10 protein-coding genes are annotated in these 15,930 nt (G+C 70.1%); 8 read left to right on the forward strand and 2 right to left on the reverse strand.

From position 1 onward, the window contains the following. Nucleotides 1-110 precede the first annotated feature (110 nt). Complete coding sequence (locus tag BJ992_RS15790) at nucleotides 111-3,092, reverse strand: BTAD domain-containing putative transcriptional regulator (RefSeq protein WP_184981706.1); 2,982 nt, start codon at nucleotides 3,090-3,092, stop codon at nucleotides 111-113. 788 nt (nucleotides 3,093-3,880) lie between these two features. Here BJ992_RS15790 and metK point away from each other — a divergent pair. From metK to BJ992_RS15810, 4 genes are all read left to right on the forward strand, one after another. Continuing rightward, on the forward strand, nucleotides 3,881-5,062 hold the full coding sequence (gene metK / locus BJ992_RS15795) for a methionine adenosyltransferase (protein ID WP_184981708.1): 1,182 nt from the start codon (nucleotides 3,881-3,883) through the stop codon (nucleotides 5,060-5,062). Between the two features lie 11 nt (nucleotides 5,063-5,073). Next, a complete protein-coding gene (gene metH, locus BJ992_RS15800) occupies nucleotides 5,074-8,652 on the forward strand; it encodes a methionine synthase (protein ID WP_184981710.1) in 3,579 nt (1,192 codons plus the stop codon). Between the two features lie 101 nt (nucleotides 8,653-8,753). After that, nucleotides 8,754-8,987 (forward strand): inorganic phosphate transporter, encoded by a 234-nt coding sequence (locus tag BJ992_RS15805; RefSeq protein WP_221474833.1) that lies wholly within the window; start codon nucleotides 8,754-8,756, stop codon nucleotides 8,985-8,987. 102 nt (nucleotides 8,988-9,089) lie between these two features. Then, nucleotides 9,090-9,989: a hypothetical protein gene (locus tag BJ992_RS15810; RefSeq protein WP_184981712.1), complete on the forward strand. Its 900-nt coding sequence runs from the start codon at nucleotides 9,090-9,092 to the stop codon at nucleotides 9,987-9,989. Between the two features lie 11 nt (nucleotides 9,990-10,000). Here BJ992_RS15810 and BJ992_RS15815 read toward each other — a convergent pair whose 3' ends face one another. Then, on the reverse strand, nucleotides 10,001-11,236 hold the full coding sequence (locus BJ992_RS15815; protein ID WP_184988198.1) for an endo-1,4-beta-xylanase: 1,236 nt from the start codon (nucleotides 11,234-11,236) through the stop codon (nucleotides 10,001-10,003). Nucleotides 11,237-11,381: 145 nt separating this feature from the next. Between BJ992_RS15815 and BJ992_RS15820 the strand changes: the two genes are divergently transcribed. From BJ992_RS15820 to BJ992_RS15835, 4 genes are all read left to right on the forward strand, one after another. Continuing rightward, the gene (locus BJ992_RS15820; RefSeq protein WP_184981714.1) at nucleotides 11,382-12,002 is read left to right on the forward strand and encodes an acyl-CoA-like ligand-binding transcription factor; all 621 of its coding nucleotides are present in this window, start codon (nucleotides 11,382-11,384) and stop codon (nucleotides 12,000-12,002) included. Between the two features lie 453 nt (nucleotides 12,003-12,455). Then, nucleotides 12,456-12,917: a cold-shock protein gene (locus BJ992_RS15825; protein WP_184981716.1), complete on the forward strand. Its 462-nt coding sequence runs from the start codon at nucleotides 12,456-12,458 to the stop codon at nucleotides 12,915-12,917. 261 nt (nucleotides 12,918-13,178) lie between these two features. Beyond that, nucleotides 13,179-14,687, forward strand: a complete 1,509-nt coding sequence (gene arfA, locus BJ992_RS15830) for an arabinosylfuranosidase ArfA (RefSeq protein WP_184981718.1) — start codon at nucleotides 13,179-13,181, stop codon at nucleotides 14,685-14,687. A 224-nt stretch (nucleotides 14,688-14,911) separates the two neighbouring features. After that, on the forward strand, nucleotides 14,912-15,898 hold the full coding sequence (locus tag BJ992_RS15835) for a LacI family DNA-binding transcriptional regulator (RefSeq protein WP_184988201.1): 987 nt from the start codon (nucleotides 14,912-14,914) through the stop codon (nucleotides 15,896-15,898). Nucleotides 15,899-15,930: the final 32 nt, after the last annotated feature.

Below are 15,930 nucleotides of genomic sequence, written 5' to 3' on the forward strand. Positions count from 1 at the left end.
GACGAGCGTATCGGCGGGGTGAACACCGCAAGCATCTCCGAGAGCGCTTTGTTGGCCACCTGCCGCTCCTGAGCGGCAGGAATGGGGGGGAGTAAGGGGTGCCGCGGGGGTCAGCCGCCGCCGACCGTGGTCAGGCCGCCGGGACGGGTGGCGGCGCGGGCCCGGTCGAGCATGCAGCGCGCGCGTTCCTCGTAGGCGGGGATGCCGAGGGTGTGGAACACGGTCAGGGCCTGCTCGATGTGCGCGACGGCGTGCGCGTTGTCGTCGCAGGACAGGGCCAGCTCGCCGAGCCCGAGCAGCGCGCGGCCCTCGGCCAGCCCGTCGCCGCAGGCCCGGCCGAGACGCACGGCCTGGCGCAGCGTCTCGTCGGCCTCGGCGACCTCGCCGAGCCGCAGCTGTGCCACCCCGAGGCCGCACAGCACGTACGTCTCACCGATCGGGTCGCCGAAGTCGCGCACGATGTCGATGGCGGTGCCGAAGATCTCGGCCGCGAGACCCGGCTCGTCCCACTGCAGGTAGGTGTCCCCCATGCGGTGCAGCACCTGTGCCTCCACCCGCCTGCTGCCGCCGCGCCTGCTGAGGGCCAGCGCCTCGGCCAGCACGCGGCTCGCGCCTTCGGGGTCGCCGGCGTCGAGCCGCAGCTGCGCCAGGTTGTGCAGCACGTAGGCCGCGCCGACCTGGTCGCCGGTGCGGGTGAAGATGTCCAGCGCGTGCGTGTACCGGGTCTCCGCCTCGTCGGCGCGGCCGCTCATGCGGTCGAGGAACGCGACGTTGCGCAGCACCAGCGCCAGCCCGAGGTCGTCACCGACCTGGGTGAACAGCTCGATGGCCTCCTCGAAGTCACGCCGCGCCTCGGCGAGCCGCTTGAGGGTCATGTGCAGCGAGCCCCGCGAGTACAGGATGGCCCCCTGGCCGCGCGGGTCGCCGGCGTGCCGGACGGCGGCGAGCGCCACCTCGTGGGTCTCGCGCCAGTCGTCCAGGTAGATGCGCGCCTCGAACAGCGTGACGGCGCTGACCGCGAGGTCCCAGCACAGTTCGGCGAAGCCGGCGCGCGCGGCCTGCCTGATGCCGGACACCAGCAGCGGCCGTTCGCGTTCGTACCACGCCATGGGGGTGGCGACGAGTTGGTCCACCAGCGCGCGCGGCAGCGGCCGGCGGGCCACGCCGCTGTGCACCTGCAGGTACTCCTCGCCGTACACCCGGCGGTGCGCGGCCTCGGCGACGTACAGCAGCGTGGCGAGCGCGCGTTCCAGCGCCGCCTTGCGTTCGGCGGCGGTCTCCTCGGCGGCGAGGCGCTCACGTGCGAACACCCGCACCAGGTCGTGGAAGCGGTACTGGCTGTGCACGCCGTACCCCGTCCCCGCCGTCTCGATGAGCTGCGCGTCGGCGAGCTCGTCCAGCAGGTCCTGCGCGTCGAAGTGCGAACCGCCGAGCAGCGCGCCGGCGAGCCACGACGAGAACATGCTGGTGTCGAGGACGGCGAGCAGCCGGAACAGCCGCCGCGCTTCGGCGCCGACGCTTTCGTAGGTGAGGGAGATGCTGGCCCGTATCCCCATGTCGCCGTGCTTGAGTTCATCCAGTCTGCGGGTCTCGTCCTTGAGCCGGACGACGAGCTGGTCGATGCTCCAGTGGGGGCGGGCCGACAGGCGCGCGCCGGCGATGCGCAGCGCCAGCGGCAGGCGGCCGCACAACTCCGACAGCTCGGCCGCCTCGCTGGGCTCGGCCATCACGCGTTCGGACCCCGCGATGCGGCCGAGCAGCTCAAGGGACTGGTCGCTGTCGAAGATGTCCATCTCGATCTGGATCGCGCCGGGTAGCCCGGCCAGGCGGCTGCGGCTCGTGATGATCACCGCGGAGCTGCGGTTGCCGGGCAGCAGCGGCGTCACCTGGCTCTCCCGCGCCGCGTCGTCGAGCACGATCAGCGTGCGCCGGTCGGCGAGCAGCGCGCGGTACATCTCGGCGCGTTCCTCCAGCCCGTCCGGCATGTCGCTGCCGGCCACGCCGAGCGCGCGCAGGAACCGTTCCAGCACCTGCATGGCGCCGACCTGCCGGTACCCGCCGCCGTGCAGGTCGGTGAAGAGCTGGCCGTCGGGGTAGCTGCCGGCGATGGTGTGCGCGGCGTGCACCGCGAGCGTCGTCTTGCCGAGCCCCCCCTGACCGGCGATCACGATGATCGGCACAGCCAGGCGGAAGCGGTTCTCGGCGGCCAGGGCCAGCTCGCGCTGGATGGCGTCGAGCTGTTTGGCGCGGCCGGTGAAGTCGGCCACCGCGGCGGGGAGCAGACCGGGGACCGGACGCGCGGCCGGCGGCTCCGGTGGGATGGTCTTCACCCGCGCGGGCCCGTTGAGGCTCTCGTCCGCGGTCAGGATCGCGTACTCGAGGCGCTGGAGCTGCTCGTTGGGCTCGATGCCGAGCTCCTCGACGAGCGTCTCCCGCGCCACGCGGTAGGCGCGCAGCGCGTCGGCCTGGCGGCCCGAGCGGTACAGCGCCAGCATGAGCTGACCGCGCAGCCGCTCGCGCAGCGGGTGCTCGGCGACCAGCGCGGTCAGCTCACCCACCAGCTCGTGGTGGCGGCCGAGGTCCAGCTCCAGCTGCAGGCAGTCCTCGTTGGTGTGGACGCGGTGCTCGGCGAGCCTGTTGGCGGCGGCACGCACCGGCCTGCTGTCGATGCCGGCCATGGCCTCGCCGCGCCACAGCCCGAGCGCCTCGCGGTACCGCCGCACGGCGGTCTCGCGGTCACCCTCGTCGCGGTGCCTCTTGGCCTCGGTGGTCAGGGACTCGAAACGGCGGACGTCCAGCGTGTCGTCGTCCGCGGCCTCCAGGATGTAGCCGCGGGGGTGGGTGACGATGAGACCGGGACGGCCGTGCGCGGTGAACAGGCGGCGCAGCGCGGAGATGCAGATCTGGACCTGCGCCTTGGAGGTCGGCGGGAGCACCTCGCCGTAGATGGCGTCCACGAGCCGGTCGACGGTGACGACCCGGCCGGCCTCCATGAGGAGTAAGGCGAGGGTGATGCGCTGCCGCAACCCACCGACGTCCAGGCGCACATCTTGCGCGAGCACTTCAAGTGGCCCCAGAATGCGGAACTCCACCTGCTTACTCCTTGCCCAAAAACCTCGGACCGATCCGGAAGTCTTCACGCAACCATGAGAGACGCGGGGCGGACGGCCGCAGGCGGGCCGGCCCGGGGAGCGATCGTGGCCTTTCTGACGCTCTGGACGGTGGCACCTGGCGTTTCTCTGGTCCCCCTGGGTGCCTGTCCATTGCCCGGATAGTACAACCTGCCAGGTGAGGGGACCAGCCACATTACTGTGAGTGCGGTATTGCAGTCGTGCTCTATCATCTGCCTAAGGCCGAAGGTTCGTCGAATATGGCTGACATATAAGTACGCAAACGGACATGAACCGGCCATCCATCCGGATAATTCCGGCAATTCGGTCCGTCCATCGGGAGATCGCCACGGCATCACCGATGACGGTCCGTGCTGTGATCCGTGCCGTGAAGGGACGCCGCCTCCACCGGCGGCCCGGCCCGCCGGCGTGGTGCGTGCCATAGGGGGAACGCAGGGGTGCCCGCCGTCACCAGGGCCGACCTAGCATCGAATTCGTCGAGGTTGCGACGGTTTTAGCTGCACGATGAGGTGGTGTCTCTGGTCGGTGGTCTGCTTCGTAGCAAGTCCCCACGCGGCAAAGGCCATCGTGTGAGCGCCACTCGCACGATGGCCCTTGTTTTTCGCTCAGGATTTCCCTCGAACCCCGCCGTTCCCCGCGTGCCACCTGATCCCCTGTCGATTCCCGGACGCCGGCCACCGGCGTGACGAGGCCCGCCATCTCGCGAGGACCACCGGCCTCGCGGCGCACGAGCACACTGAGGAGTGACGATGTCCCGCCGCCTTTTCACTTCCGAGTCGGTCACAGAAGGCCACCCGGACAAGATCGCCGACCAGATCAGCGACGCCGTGCTGGACGCCATGCTCAAGGGCGACCCGAGAAGCCGCGTCGCGGTCGAGACGCTCATCACCACCGGCCAGGTCCACGTCGCCGGCGAGGTCACCACCGAGACCTACGTCGACATCCCCGGCCTGATCCGCGAGACCATCCTCGACATCGGCTACGACGCCTCCCACAAGGGCTTCGACGGCGCCTCCTGCGGCGTGTCGGTGTCCATCGGCGCGCAGTCCCCCGACATCGCGCAAGGCGTCGACGAGGCGTACGAGCACCGCGAGGACGGCGCGGACGACGAGCTGGACCGTCAAGGCGCCGGCGACCAGGGCCTGATGTTCGGGTACGCCTGCGGTGAGACCCCCGAGCTGATGCCGCTGCCGATCCAGCTCGCGCACCGGCTCGCGCAGCGGCTGTCGGAGGTCCGCAAGAACGGCACCGTGCCGTACCTGCGTCCCGACGGCAAGACCCAGGTCACCGTCGAGTACGACGGCGACCGTCCGGTCCGCCTCGACACCGTCGTGGTCTCCAGCCAGCACGCCGCCGAGATCGACCTCAAGGAGATGCTCGTCCCCGACATCAAGGAACACGTGGTCGACCCGCTGCTCGCCGGGCTGTCCCTCGACACCGAGGGCTACCGGCTGCTGGTCAACCCGACCGGTCGTTTCGAGATCGGCGGCCCGATGGGTGACGCCGGCCTGACCGGCCGCAAGATCATCGTGGACACCTACGGCGGCATGGCGCGGCACGGCGGTGGCGCGTTCTCCGGCAAGGACCCCTCCAAGGTCGACCGGTCGGCGGCGTACGCGATGCGCTGGGTCGCCAAGAACGTCGTCGCGGCGGGCCTGGCCGACCGTGCCGAGGTGCAGGTGGCCTACGCCATCGGTAAGGCGCAGCCGGTGGGGGTGTTCGTGGAGACCTTCGGCACCGAGAAGGTCGCCGTCGACGCCATCCAGCGGGCCATCCTGGAGGTCTTCGACCTGCGTCCGGCCGCCATCATCCGCGACCTCGACCTGCTGCGGCCCATCTACTCGGCCACCTCCGCCTACGGCCACTTCGGCCGCGAGGGCTTCTCCTGGGAGTCCACCGACCGCGCCGACGCGCTGCGCCGGGCCGTCTGAGAGGCCGCGTCATGACACCACTGCGTGAGGCGTTGTCCCGGCGGGTCCTCGTCGCGGACGGCGCGATGGGGACGATGCTCCAGGCGCACGACCCGTCGCTCGACGACTTCCAGAACCTAGAGGGCTGCAACGAGATCCTGAACGTGACGCGGCCCGACATCGTGGCGGGGGTGCATGACGCGTATCTGGCGGTGGGTGCTGATCTGGTGGAGACCAATACGTTCGGTGCGAACTGGGCGGCTTTGGGGGAGTACGAGATCGGTGAGCGGATTCGTGAGCTGTCGCTGGCGGGTGCGCGGATCGCGCGCGAGCGTGCTGATCATTGGTCGCGGGAGTCGGGTCGTCAGCGGTATGTGCTCGGGTCGATGGGGCCGGGGACCAAGCTGCCGAGTCTGGGTCATACGACCTTTGGTGTGTTGCGTGAGGGGTATCGGCTGAACGCCGAGGGGTTGATCGAGGGTGGTGCCGACGGTCTGATCGTCGAGACCTGCCAGGACCTCTTGCAGGTGAAGGCCGCCGTGCTCGGCGCGCGCGAGGCCATCGCGGCGAGCGGACGCGACGTCGTGCTCGTGGTGCAGGTGACGATCGAGACCAACGGTGCGATGTTGCTGGGGTCGGAGATCGGTGCGGCGCTCGGGGTGATCGAGCCGCTGGGTGCCGATGTGATCGGGCTGAACTGTGCGACCGGTCCGGCGGAGATGAGCGAGCATCTGCGGTATCTGGCGCGGCACTGCGACGTGGCGATCTCCTGCATGCCGAACGCTGGTCTCCCCGAGTTGACCTCCGACGGCGCGCGGTACCCCCTCGGCCCGGAGGAACTGGCGGCGGCCCAGGCCGGTTTCGTCGAGCAGTTCGGTGTGGCGCTGGTCGGCGGGTGCTGCGGCACCACGCCGGAGCACATCGGCGCGGTGGCGCGGGCCGTGGCGGGACGGCAGGCCGCCTCCCGCCGGGTGACCGATGTGCGGGGAGCGGCGTCGTTGTATGCGCATGTGCCGTTCTCGCAGGACGCGTCGTATCTGGCGATCGGGGAGCGGACCAACGCCAACGGGTCGAGGGTGTTCCGGGAGGCGATGCTGGCCGGCCGGTGGGAGGAGTGTGTGGAGATCGCCAGGTCGCAGGTGCGTGAGGGTGCGCATCTGCTGGATGTGTGTGTGGATTATGTCGGCCGGGACGGGGTGGCCGATATGCGGGAGCTGGCGTTTCGTTTGGCGACGGCGTCGACGTTGCCGTTGATGCTGGACTCCACCGAGCCGGCGGTTCTGGCGGCGGGGCTGGAGATGCTGGGGGGTCGTGCGGTGGTGAACTCGGTGAACTTCGAGGACGGTGACGGGCCGGAGTCGCGGTTCACCAAGGTCATGGGTTTGGTGCGGGAGCATGGTGCGGCGGTGGTGGCGCTGACCATCGACGAGCGGGGTCAGGCCCGGGACGCCGACTGGAAGGTTCAGGTCGCCGGCCGGTTGATCGAGCGGCTGACCGGGGAGTGGGGGATGGATGTGGGGGACATCCTGATCGATTGCCTGACGTTCCCGATCGCGACCGGGCAGGAGGAGACCCGGGGTGACGGTGCGGCGACGATCGAGGCGATCGCGCGGGTGAAGTCGGCGTATCCGGGGGTGCGGACCACACTCGGGGTCTCGAATGTGTCGTTTGGGTTGAATCCGGCGGCGCGGGTGGTGTTGAACTCGGTGTTCCTGCACGAGTGTGTCAAAGCCGGTTTGGATTCGGCGATCGTGTCGCCGGCGAAGATCGTGCCGGTGGCGCAGATCCCTGAGGAGCAGCATCGGGTGGCGTTGGATCTGGTGTATGACCGGCGGCGGGAGGGCTATGATCCGCTGGCGCGGTTCATGGAGATCTTCGAGGGTGTGGATGCGGCGCAGTTGCGGGCCGGTCGCGCGGCCAGGCTCGCCGGTCTGGGGTTGTGGGAGCGGTTGCAGGCCCGGATCGTGGAGGGGGAGCGTAAGGGTCTGGAGCAGGACCTGGATGAGGCGCTGGGGGTGCGGCCGGCGTTGGAGATCATCAATGAGGTTTTGCTGGAGGGGATGAAGACGGTCGGGGAGTTGTTCGGGTCGGGGCAGATGCAGTTGCCGTTTGTGTTGGCGTCGGCGGAGGTGATGAAGGCGGCGGTGGGGTATCTGGAGCCGCATATGCCGAAGGTGGGTGCGGGGGATCAGTCCAAGGGGCGGATCGTTTTGGCGACGGTGAAGGGGGATGTGCACGATATCGGGAAGAACCTGGTGGACATCATTTTGTCGAACAACGGGTTCGATGTGGTGAATCTGGGGATCAAGCAGCCGGTGTCGGCGATCTTGGAGGCGGCTCAGGAGCATCAGGCCGATGTGATCGGGATGTCGGGGCTTTTGGTGAAGTCGACGGTGATCATGCGGGAGAACCTGGAGGAGATCACCGCGCGTGGCCTCGCCGATCAGTACCCCGTGCTGCTCGGTGGCGCCGCGCTCACGCGTGCGTATGTGGAGCAGGATCTGGCGGGGATGTTCCCCGGGCAGGTGCGGTACGCGCGGGACGCGTTCGAGGGGTTGCGGTTGATGGAGGGCCTGGTCGCGGTGAAACGCGGCGCCGCCCCCGAGCAGGTGCTGCCGCCGTTGCGGGCCCGCCGGGTGAGTGGTGGGGCGACGCTGGTGCGGACCGAGCCCGAGGCGATGCCGGCCCGGTCGGATGTGGCGGTGGACGTGCCGGTGCCGGTGGCGCCGTTCTTCGGGAGCCGGGTGGTCAAGGGGGTGCCGCTGGCTGATTACGCGGCGTTCTTGGACGAGCGGGCCACGTTCATGGGCCAGTGGGGTCTCAAGCCCTCCCGCGGGACCGGCGGGCCGGGGTATGAGGACCTGGTCGAAACCGAAGGCCGGCCCCGGTTGCGGATGTGGCTGGACCGGTTGCACACCGACAACCTGCTCCAGGCCGCCGTGGTGTACGGCTACTATCCCTGCCAGTCCGACGGCGACGACCTGATCATCCTCGACCCCGCCACCGTCGACCCCGCACTCCTGCCGGCACCGGGACAACGCGCTCTCGTCGGAGCCGGTGTCGGCGGCGGCCCCGTCGCCGCGCCGCTCGCCGGATCCCGTACCGAGCTCGCGGGCCGTGAGCTGGTGCGGTTCTCCTTCCCGCGCCAGCGTCGTGACCGTCACCTGTGCCTGGCCGACTTCCACCGGCCCGTCTCCTCCGGCCAGGTCGACGTCGTCGCGTTCCAGATCGTCACCATGGGCCACAAGATCGCCGAAGCCACCGGGGAACTGTTCGCCAAGGACGCCTACCGCGACTACCTCGAACTGCACGGCCTGTCGGTCCAGCTCACCGAGGCCCTCGCCGAGTACTGGCACGCACGCGTCCGCGCCGAACTCGCCATCGGCGGCGACGAATCCCTCGCCGACATGCTCAAAGTCAACATCACCGGCTGCCGCTACTCCTTCGGCTACCCCGCCTGCCCCAACCTCGAGGACCAGGCACAACTGTTCACCCTCCTGGACCCCGCACGCATCGGCGTCGAACTGTCGGCCGAGTACCAGCTCCACCCCGAGCAGTCCACCTCGGCCCTCATCACCCACCACCCCGAAGCCAAGTACTTCAACGTCTGATCTCCACAAAACGGTTGAAACGCCAGGAAATCGGCAGGTGAATTGTTGGAGTTCCCCCCGCGGGGACGATTAACGGCGCAGGTCTGTGTAAGTGGTCCGCCATGGATGCGCAGATGGTGCTGCTCGCGCTCGTAGTCGTCACCGCGCTGAGCTTCGACTTCACCAACGGGTTTCACGACACGGCGAACGCCATGGCGACGTCCATCGCCACCGGGGCCCTGCGGCCCAAGGTGGCGGTGGCGCTGTCCGGCGTGCTGAACTTCGTGGTGGCCTTCCTGTCGCTGGAGGTCGCAGCGACCATCCTGGCGGGACCGGTCACGATGCTCGCCAAGTGACGGCGGCGCGCGCGGACATGAAGAAATGTCTCCGTTCCGCGCGCGGCGGAGGCGAGGGCCCCGCAGAATGTTGACCAGAATCGTCCAGGCGGGAGCGGATGGATGGTCAACCGGGTACTGGTGGGGTCGCTGCTCGGCGTCATAGCGCTTCTGGTCGTCGTGATCGTCGTCATGCGGACCGGCGGGGACGAGGAGCCGGTGGCGGCGGCCCCCGGTGCCACGCCTGCGGTGACCCCGCCGAGCCAGGCGGTGAGCCCGTCGCCGTCGCCGGTCCCGTGGACGGAGGGGGACTGCCTGGACGTGACGGCGCTGGCCGGCGGGTCGCTCGCGCCGTCGAGCGGCGGGTCCCCCGAGACGGTGCGCCAGGTGAGGTGCGAGCAGGGAGGCGCGCGGATCCTGCGACTGGTGGACCGGGGGGACGGTGAGCAGCGCTGTCCCCGCGACACCGACGGTTTCGTGGACACGCCGGCCGGGCTCGGCGAGCCGCGGACGGCGTGCGTGCGCAACCTCGCCGATCCGCATCCGGCGGCACGCGGCAAAGGCGGCGGTGTCCTTGTCGCGGGGGACTGCGTGCTCGTCTCCGACGAGGGGGACGTGAGGGAACGCGCGTGCGCCGACGCGCGCGGCCCCGGCCGGGTGTGGGGCCTGTACAAGAAGAAGTCCCAGTGCAAGGACTCCCGTGGCTTCCTGGACTACCACTACGCGCACCGCCGCACGCACCCCACGCACCCCGTCGTGTGCGCCGGCCCCGGCGACACCGCCACCGAACTCGGTGCCAAGTACGACAACGGCACCTGCTTCCGCAAGCCCGCCACTCTGTCCACCCAGCTCGGCGGCCTGATCTTCGGCGGGCTGGACGAGGTCTCCTGCTCGTCCCGATCGGCCTGGGCCGAAGTCGTGGCCAGCGCTCGTGTCGCCGAGGACTGCCCCGCGCGCAGCACGCGGTCGGTGAGCGACGACCACCACTACCCCGGCACGACCTGCCTGCGCACCCTGCGCTGACCGGCGCGAGGTCAGCCGGTGAGGGTCATGGCGATCTCGCCGGGGGTGTCGACCTGGAAGGTGGTCGTGGCGGTGCCGGTGGTCAGGTCGTAGGCGCCGAGGAAGCCGGTGAAGGACAGGCGGCCCTGGTCGTCGGTGGTGAGTGTGGTCGGGGGGAGCCACCAGGTGCCTTTGACCAGGTTGTGGAGCGCGTCGTAGGACGGCTTCGGGGTGCCGTCGGCGCGGAGGAACCCGCCGGGAGCGCCGAGCCAGCTTCCCTTGTCGGACATGCCCCAGTAGGTGATGGCCTGTACGGCGGGGTGGGACAGCAGGGTGGTGTAGTGGCGGGTCATCTCGTCGGCCTGGCGGGCCTCGCCGTCGGGGGTGCTCGGCCATTCGGGGATCTGGTAGTCGTTCAGGTCCACGATCTCGGGGGGCATCAGGTGGCCGGACAGCAGGGTGGTCTCGGTGAAGTGGATCGGCAGGCCGTACCTGGCGAAACGGTCGATGGTGGCGAGGGTCTTCTCCTCACCCCAGTAGCCCTGGTGCATGTGGCTCTGCAGGCCGAGCGCGTCGATCCTGATGCCGGCCTCCAGCACGCCTTCGATGAGGCACTCGTACGCCGCCGACATGTCGAAGTCGTTGAGCAGCAGCGTGGCGCGCGGGTTCGCCTCACGGGCCGCGTCGAACACCATGCGGATCATCGGGATGCGGCCGACGGCGCGGCACAGCCGCGTGACGCCGTTGTCGTACTTGTCGAAGATCGGCATGATGACGACCTCGTTGATGACGTCCCACATGTCGACGACACCGGCGAAGTCCGTGGTCTCCCTGACGATGCGGGCCACCTGCGCGCGCGCGACGTCCTCGGTGGACAGCTCCAGCAGCCAGTCCGCGGTCACGGTGTGCCACGCCAGCGGGTGGCCCTTCACGACGCACCCGCGCTCGGCGAACCACCGCGCCGCGGCGAGCACCCGCGCCGTGTCGGGACGGCCGCGCACCGGCTCGAAGCCACCCCAGTAGAACGGCAGCGTCGCGAAGTTGAACAGCTCCAGCCAGCGCTCCGCCTCCCGCTCGGCCGCCTCGGCCTCCTCGCCGGAGGTCTCGCCGTTGATGTGGGGGATGAGGCCGAACCCGATGCAGCCGAACAGGAACCTGTGGTCCCGCTGCGCCACGACCACCTCGCGGCCGGCCAGCGGCGTGCCGTCGGGGGAGGTGAGGGTGAGGGTGACGTCCGCGGTGCGGTGCCGCTTGATCGAGGGGTCCATGGCGATCACCGTGCTCACTATAGCCAGCGGCCGCCGCACGTCCCGGGCCGCGCGAGCCTCGCCTGCTTCGTGGGTCGTGGTACGTCCCCAGCCCGTGTGCGGCCCTGCCCTGTGGTGCGCCGCCGCGCGGGTATAGTCGGCCGGGATGAGCGCACCCTCGCCTGCCGGGGCCACCGGTCCGGCCGCCGCGGGCCTGCGTGAGCGTAAGAAGGCCAGGACCCGCCGCGCGATCCAGGACCACGCGCTCCGCCTGTTCGCCGAGCACGGTTACGACAACACCACTGTGGAGCGCATCGCGGAGGCCGCCGAGGTCTCGCCGAGCACGTTCTTCCGGTACTTCCCCACCAAGGAGGACCTGCTGCTGCGGGACGAGTACGACCCGCTGCTCGCCGAGGCGTTCCGCGCTCAGCCGTCGCATCTGCCGCCGCTGGCCGCGCTGCGGGCCGCGTTCCGCGCCGTCACCGAGGAGGCCGGTGACGCCGACCTTGAGTCCGCGCTGACGCGCGTGCGGCTCGCCATGGCCGTACCGGCGGCGCGGGCCCGCACCCTGGAGAACCTGCTGTCCATGATGGACGTGCTCGCCGGCGTGGCCGCCGAGCGCGCCGGTGCCGACCCGCGCAGTCCCGCGGTGCGCGTCTTCGCCGGCTCCGTGCTCGGCGCGCTGCTGCCGGTCATGGTCACCTGGGTCGAGTGCGATGGCCGCACGCCGCTGGCCGACCTCGTCGACGAGGCGCTGACGCTTCTTTCCGAAGGTCTGCCGGTCTGACCCGCGGCACGCCGTGGACGGCCGCCGGACTGCGGCGATATGAGCCGGCGGCGGTCAAGAAAGCGAGGAGGCGCGTATCCTGGGAGGTGTGCCGGGGTGTGAGGGGGCGAGGCTCGGGCAGGGGGTCGGCGCCGCGGTCAGGTGGTCACACTCCCGCACCGGCCGTGGGGTGTCTGCGTGCCGAGGCGGACAAGGGTGCGTCGGAACGGAGGCCCGGGATAGCGCGGTACAATAATTTACCTTGAAGTCGGTGCTTAAACGCCATGAGCCGGTTGAAAGCCGTTTCCGGCCCGTCGTGACCGGAGGGTGGGGAGACGCCGCGAGGCGGCGGATCCCGGCGGTGCGAATGGCGAAGAGGATCGCTGGAATAGGCGGCGTCGCCGGCCGGTGCCGGCGCGTCCTACCTGGTTGGGGTTCCCCGCACAGGGGAACGTGGTTCCGTTAGGTGTGGTCATGGTAACTGGTAGAGTCATCAGCTTCGACGAATTCCGCGGTTACGGGTTCATCGCCCCCGACACGGGAGGCGAGGACGTCTTCATGCACGTCAATGATCTGAACGGCGACAAGCGTCTCATCACGGTCGACTCGCGGGTCGAATTCATGCTGGAGAACGGCGGAAAGGGCCCGAAGGCGTCCCGGGTCCGTCTGCTGGAGCGTCCTGGAGGTGGCACCGTGCCGCACGTCCCGCCGGTGTCCCAGGTGTCGCCGATGCCGCCGGTTCCGGCGCTGCCCCGTGACACGGACCGGCCGGCGGGTGACCCCGGCTTCTGCGACGTCCTTTCGGTGCGCGAGCTGTCCCACGAGGTGACCGAGGCCATCCTGGCGGCGGTGCCCTCCATGACGGCCGAGCAGATCGTGCGCGTGCGCACGGCGGTGGTGGAGCTCGCGCACGGCCACGGCTGGACCGAGGGCTGAGCCGCGGCCCCGTTCCCGGACGGGGCGAAGGCATGTGAGGGCCGTGGCCCGGCTTGGTCGCCGGGCCACGGCCCTTCTTTTTCGGCCGGGCCGACCTGCGTGGACGGCCGGTGGACGTACGGCGGGGTATTGACCCGGCATCGGTGCACCGTCAACACTCCGGTCAAGCATGTGTGAGCAAACCGAAGTGTTCGCGACAAAAGCGGCATTCTTCCCATGTCTGGCGACCCTCGCCGCGTGTCATATCCGAGGAGAAGCATCGTGCTGACCGCGCACCTCACCCTGGACCCGGCGTTCCGGGTGGCCCCCGTCCGGCGGCGCACGTTCGGGACCTTCATCGAACACCTCGGACGCTGCGTCTACACCGGCGTGTACGAGCCGGGCCATCCCTCGGCCGACGAGAACGGCTTCCGGCGCGACGTGCTGGACCTGGTCAGGGAGCTCGGCGTCACCACCGCTCGCTACCCCGGCGGCAACTTCGTGTCCGGGTACCGCTGGGAGGACGGCGTCGGCCCGCGCGACCGGCGGCCCCGCAGGCTGGACCTCGCCTGGCACAGCACCGAGTCCAACCAGTTCGGACTGGACGAGTTCGTCACCTGGACCCGCGCGGCCGGCGTGGAGCCCATGCTGGCCGTCAACCTCGGCACCCGCGGCATCGCCGAGGCCCTCGACCTGCTGGAGTACTGCTCCGTCGAGTCCGGCACCCGCCTGTCCGACATGCGTGTCGCCAACGGCGCCAAGGAGCCGCACGGCATCACGATGTGGTGCCTCGGCAACGAGATGGACGGCCCCTGGCAGATCGGCCACAAGACCGCGCACGAGTACGGCCGCCTGGCCGCCGAGACCGCGCGCGCCATGCGCATGATGGTCCCCGGTCTCGAACTGGTGGCCTGCGGCAGCTCGGGCTCCGGCATGGAGACCTTCGGCGCCTGGGAGTCCACGGTGCTGGAGGAGACCTACGACCTGGTCGACTTCGTCTCCTGCCACGCCTACTACGAGGAACATGACGGCGACCTCGCCTCGTTCCTGGCCTCCGCCGTCGACATGGACCACTTCATCGACTCGGTGGTCGCCACCGCCGACGCCGTCGGCGCGCGCCTGAAGAGCAAGAAGAAGATCGACATCTCGTTCGACGAGTGGAACGTCTGGTACATGTCCCGCTTCCAGGGGGCCGAGCCCCCGCGGGACTGGCCCGAGGCGCCACCGCTGCTGGAGGACCACTACCATCTCGCCGACGCCGTGACGCTCGGCGGCCTGCTCATCTCGCTGCTGCGCCACAGCGACCGCGTCACCGCGGCCTGCCTGGCCCAGCTCGTCAACGTCATCGCCCCGATCATGACCGAGCCCGGCGGCCGGGCCTGGCGCCAGACCACCTTCCACCCCTTCGCTCAGGCCTCCCGCCACGCCGGCGGCCACGTCCTGCGCACCGAGCCGGCCTCCCCCCTCCACGGCACCGAGCGCTTCGGCGAGGTCCCCGTCCTCGACGCCGTGGCCACCCACGACGAGGAGACCGGCGCCACCACCCTGTTCGCCGTGAACCGTTCCACCACCCAGCCCCTGACCCTCACCACCCACCTGCGCGGCCTCGGCACCCCCCGCCTCGCCGAATCCACGACCCTGTCCGGCCCCGACCCCTACGCGCGCAACACCGCCGACACCCCCGAAGCCGTCGTCCCCCGGCCCAACCCCGGGACCCGCCTCTCCGGCGAAACCCTGGAGCTCACCCTTCCTCCTGTGTCGTGGAACGTGGTCCGCCTCACCCGCTCCTGAGCCGCCGCGCGCACCGCCGGTGCGATCTCAGCGCGCCAAAGTTGCGCCTGTGACGCTAACAACATGTGTCGCTGGGATCAACGGGGGATTGACCGGGTGTTTCAGCGTGACCTGACCGTAATGGACGGATACTTGACGCTCCTGGTTGTTAGCGTTCACAGTCATGCTCAGGCCAGGAGAGGAGCAGCACGTTGGGAACCCAGCCGGCACGTCACCCACCGGTGATGGCCGATGTCGCCAGAGCCGCGGGCGTGTCGCACCAGACCGTCTCGCGTGTGCTCAACGATCATCCCAACGTGCGCGCCGAGACCCGCGCGCGGGTGCTGGCGGCCATCGACCGGCTCGGCTACCGCCGTAACCTGCTGGCCCGCGCCTTGGTCACCCGGCACTCGCGCACCCTCGGGGTGGTCAGCTTCGACACCGCTCTGTACGGGCCCGCGAGCACCGTGTACGGAATCGAGCAGGCCGCGAGGGCGGCGGGGTACTTCGTCAGCATCGTGTCGCTGCGCACCATCGACCAGGCAGGGGTGCGTGACGCGCTCGACTACCTGGCGGGGCAGAGCGTGGACGGCGTGGTTGTGGTGGCGCCGCAGCGTTCGGCGGCGAGCGCGCTCGCCGACCTGCCGCGGGACCTTCCCGCGGTGGCGGTGGAAGGCGGCCACGAGGGAGACGTGCCGGTGGTGTGCGTCGACCAGATCGCCGGTGCGCGGCTCGCGACCGAGCACCTGCTCGGCCTCGGCCACCGCACCGTGTGGCACGTCGGAGGTCCGTCGGACTGGCTGGAGGCCGAAGGCCGTGCCGAGGGCTGGCGTGCCGCTCTCGAAGCGGCCGGCCGTACCGTCCCCGAGCCGCTGCCCGGCGACTGGAGCCCGCGCTCGGGTTACCAGGCCGGCCGGCTGCTGGCCCGGGAGTCCGGGCTGACGGCGGTGTTCGTCTCCAACGACCAGATGGCGCTCGGCGTGCTGCGCGCGTTCAGCGAGGAGGGGGTGCGCGTCCCCGAGCAGGTCAGCGTGGTCGGCTTCGACGACATCCCCGAGTCGGCGTACTTCTCCCCACCGCTCACCACGGTCCGCCAGGACTTCGGCGCGGTGGGCCGCAGCAGCATCGAGGTGCTCCTCAGGCGCATCGAGGGCTCCGGGTCGTACCCCCGCGAGCGTCTCGTCGTCCCTCCTGAGTTCGTGCCGAGGGCCAGTACCTCGGCCCTGACATGAATCACCGAAGCAAATGATCACGGGGACGCGCC

The sequence above is a fragment of the Sphaerisporangium rubeum genome (genome assembly GCF_014207705.1).
Classification (GTDB): Bacteria; Actinomycetota; Actinomycetes; order Streptosporangiales; family Streptosporangiaceae; genus Sphaerisporangium; species Sphaerisporangium rubeum.